The organism is Actinoplanes sp. NPDC024001 (assembly GCF_040638955.1).
Classification (GTDB): domain Bacteria; phylum Actinomycetota; class Actinomycetes; order Mycobacteriales; family Micromonosporaceae; genus Actinoplanes.
Window position 1 is genome coordinate 1 of sequence record NZ_JBEZZB010000247.1, and the last position, 3366, is coordinate 3366.

Genomic DNA, 3366 nt, shown 5'->3' on the forward strand with positions numbered 1-3366 from the left:
GATCTCCCGGCTGGACGCGCCGAGCCGGGACACCGAGTTGGTGGTGGTCTGGACCGCGATGACGGCCCGGCCGGCGACGGTGGCCGCCTCGTTCGAGCGACCAGGCGGCGTTCACCGCGTACGCACCGGCGAGGGGCCATCCGGTCCGGCGGCTCACCGGGTCGCCGCGGCCGGCCGGCAGGCACTGGCCGAGCGTCGACGCCGCGCATCCGGCGAAGATCGGCGCCCAGACGGCGAACGCGTAGTCGGGTGGGGTGATCGCCGTGTCGTACCGGTCGGTCTGCTCGCCCCGGCCGAGCAGCGCGCCGAGGTTGGGCACCGCGAGGAATGCCGTGCAGGCGCCGGCCAGGGCGAGGGTTCGTTTCGTGTCCACGTTGACCTCCGAAACTAAGTAGCTTAGTTTCTAAGCTAACGTAGGATGGTGGCCGTGGACGCGCAACCGCACGAGCTGGCCTGGGCGGTGCATCACCTGGCGGCCGCCGCCGCGGAGGTGGACGCCGCGATCGCCCGCCGGATGCGGCTGAGCTCCGGTGACTTCCTGGCCCTCAAACACCTGGTCGTCGCCGAGCAGCCACTCGGCCCGGTCGAGCTCGGCCGGCTGCTCGGCCTCACCTCCGGCGCGGCGACCGGCCTGGTGGACCGCCTGCAGCGGGCCGGCTGGGCCCGCCGCGACCCACACCCGGACGACCGCCGCCGCCAGACCCTGACCGCCACCGAGCACGCCCGCGAGACGCTGCTGCGCGAGCTGGGGCCGCTGGGCGAGGAGATCGGCCAGGCGGCCGGCGAGCTGTCACCCGAGCAACGCCGGCTCGTGACCGACACGATTCAGCAGCTGGCCCGGCTGCACCGCGGGCACGCCCGGCTCATCGAGACGTCGCGTTCCCGGCCGGCCGCAGGTCGTTGAGATCCGCATAGCTCACCGCGCGATCGAGCGAGCCGTAGGTGCCCGACTCCAGCAGCTCCCGGGCCGCCCGCTCGGCCAGGCCGTAGGCGGCCTGGGCGATCGCGGTGCCGACACTGATCCGCCGGACTCCGGCGGCGGCCAGCTCGGCGACTGCCAAACCGCCCGGCCCGGCCATCGCGTTGACCGGCAGCGGGGACACCGCGGTCAGCTCGGCGAGCGCCGCGAGATCCAGCAGCCCCGGCACGAACAGGCAGTCGGCGCCCGCCTCGGCGTACGCGGCGGCGCGGGCCAGGACGTCGCCGAGCCGCCCGGCCGGCTCGCCGACCTGGAACAGGAACACGTCGGTACGGGCGTTGATCACCAGCTCGGGCAGTCCGGCGCCGGCCGCCGCCTCGCGGGCCGCCCGGATGCGCCGCGCCATCTCGTCGGCGGGACGCAGCGCACCGGCGTGCGAATCCTCGATGTTCACCCCGACCGCGCCCGCCGCGATCACCGCCCGGACGGTGTCGGCCACATCGGCGGGCGCCGGGCCGTAGCCACCCTCCACATCGGCGGTCACCGGCACACCGACGGCCGCGGTGATGCGCCGGATCGCCCCCATCATCTCGTCCCTGCTCAGCGTCTCGCCGTCGGAGCGGCCGAGCGACCAGGCCACGCCGCCGCTGGTCGTGGCCACCGCGGCGGCGCCCGCCCGGACGGTGAGGGCCGCGCTCGCCGGGTCCCAGGCGTTCGGCAGGACGAGCAGCTTGTCGTGCAGTTCCCGCAGGGCGCGGGCCTTCTCGGTGATGTTCACGCTGCCATCCTCGGGCGTGCCCCGGCGGCTTGGCTGGCGGTTTTCGGTCCTCAACGGCATCCGCGGCATTGAGCCGCAGCGGGCCCGCAGGCGTACCAGAGGGTAAGGAGTCACAGGAAGGGGCCAGCGTCATGCGACACCGCAGCCGGTGCACCGCCGAGGAACAGGCCATCCGCGACACCGTGGCGCGCGAGTCGTGGCCGTACAACGACACCCGCGCCAACTACGAATTCGCCACGCGCGCCCGGACCGCGCTGGCCGAAGGCCGCGACCGCAACCCGGAGCCCACCGGCATGTCATGGCCCGGCGGCCGGTCCGGCCGCCCGGGGATCCCGCGCGAACGCTCCGCGCGGCCGGTCACGCCAACGGCAGGTCCGGCAGGAGAGACTCGGAGGCGGTGAGCCGCAAGGCGGCCGCGACGGCGCCCATGGCGCCGCCCTCGTCGCCGAACTGCGCCGTCACGACCTCGACGTGCCGCGGGTGGCGGGGGATCGCCAGCCGGGCGATCTCGGCGCGCACCGGCTCCAGGATCGTGTCGCCCGCCTGGGCCATGACACCCCCGATCGCGATCCGGCCCGGGTCGAGCTGCACCACCGCCCCCGCCAGGACCCGGCCGAGCAGAGCCGCGGCGCGGTGCACCACCTCCCGCACGGCCGGCTCGCCGGCATGAGCCTGCGCCACCAGGTCGGCCGGATCGCGTACGGTGACGCCACGGCGGGCACACTGCTCGATCAGGGCGGCCGGGCGGATGTGCAGCTCCAGGCAGCCCCGGCCGCCGCACGGGCACGGATCGCCGTCGGCCTCGACGCTGACGTGGCCGATCTCGCCGGCGGCGCCGTGCGCGCCCCGGGCCAGCTGGCCATCGACGATGAAACCGCCGCCCACGCCGTCGCCCCACCGCACGTACACGGCGTCGCGCACGCCACGTGCCGCGCCCCAGGTGCCTTCCGCCAACGCGGCCAGCCGGGAGTTGTTGTCGGCGGTCACGGTGACGCCGTACCGCTCGTGGATCCGGGCGCTGATCTGCTTGGCCGCGCCGGCGGAGTTGCCGTCGGCGGCACGGCCCCGGCCGGTCAGCAGGCCGGGCAACCCGATCCCGATAGCCTCCAGGGCCCGCAGATCGATCGCGTGCTCGCGGACCAGATCGTCGATCAACCTGGCGGCCGCGTCGGCCCGCCGGGCCGGTCCCGCGGTGAGCGCCACGGCGCGGGTGCCGCGGGCCAGGATGTCGTGGCTGAGCGTGGCGACGACCACGGTGATGCCGGCGCGGGCCAGGTCGATGCCGATGATCCGGCCGGCGGACGGGTTGAGGCTGACGGTCGAGGACGGCCGGCCGCGGCCACGCTGGCCGGTCAGCTCGGGCTCGCGTTCGATGATGACGCCGCGGGCGATGAGGTCGCCGATGATGTCGAACAGCGTGGTGCGTGACAGGCCGGTCAGCCGGATCAGCTCGGCGCGGCTGAGCGGTCCGGCGCTGCGCAGCTGAGCCAGCAGGGTCTCGGTGTGCGCGCGCCGCACGCGTTGCATGGCATCCGGGCGTTCGATCACCGGACCATCATCGCCGACGCGTTCCTCTCTCTTGTCGTCGCGGGGGGCGGGGGGGGGCGGCCGCCCCCCCCCGCGGGGCGGCCGGCGGGGCGGGGGGCCGGCAGGGCCCCCGCCCCCCGGC

General features: G+C 75.5%; 4 protein-coding genes. 1 reads left to right on the plus strand and 3 read right to left on the minus strand.

Annotated elements, in window-relative coordinates; translation table 11 throughout:
• A partial coding sequence (locus AB0F81_RS47740) for a hypothetical protein (protein WP_360210473.1) occupies positions 1-373 on the minus strand: 373 nt, incomplete at its 3' end.
• 54 nt (positions 374-427) lie between these two features.
• Between AB0F81_RS47740 and AB0F81_RS47745 the strand changes: the two genes are divergently transcribed.
• Complete coding sequence (locus AB0F81_RS47745; protein WP_360210475.1) at positions 428-904, plus strand: MarR family transcriptional regulator; 477 nt, start codon at positions 428-430, stop codon at positions 902-904.
• Here the strand turns inward: AB0F81_RS47745 and AB0F81_RS47750 are convergent.
• Both AB0F81_RS47750 and AB0F81_RS47755 read right to left on the minus strand, forming a co-directional pair.
• The gene (locus AB0F81_RS47750) at positions 864-1697 is read right to left on the minus strand and encodes an isocitrate lyase/phosphoenolpyruvate mutase family protein (RefSeq protein WP_360210477.1); all 834 of its coding nucleotides are present in this window, start codon (positions 1695-1697) and stop codon (positions 864-866) included. The genes AB0F81_RS47745 and AB0F81_RS47750 overlap by 41 nt on opposite strands.
• A 357-nt stretch (positions 1698-2054) precedes the next feature.
• Positions 2055-3245, minus strand: a complete 1191-nt coding sequence (locus tag AB0F81_RS47755) for an ROK family transcriptional regulator (RefSeq protein ID WP_360210479.1) — start codon at positions 3243-3245, stop codon at positions 2055-2057.
• Positions 3246-3366 lie beyond the last annotated feature (121 nt).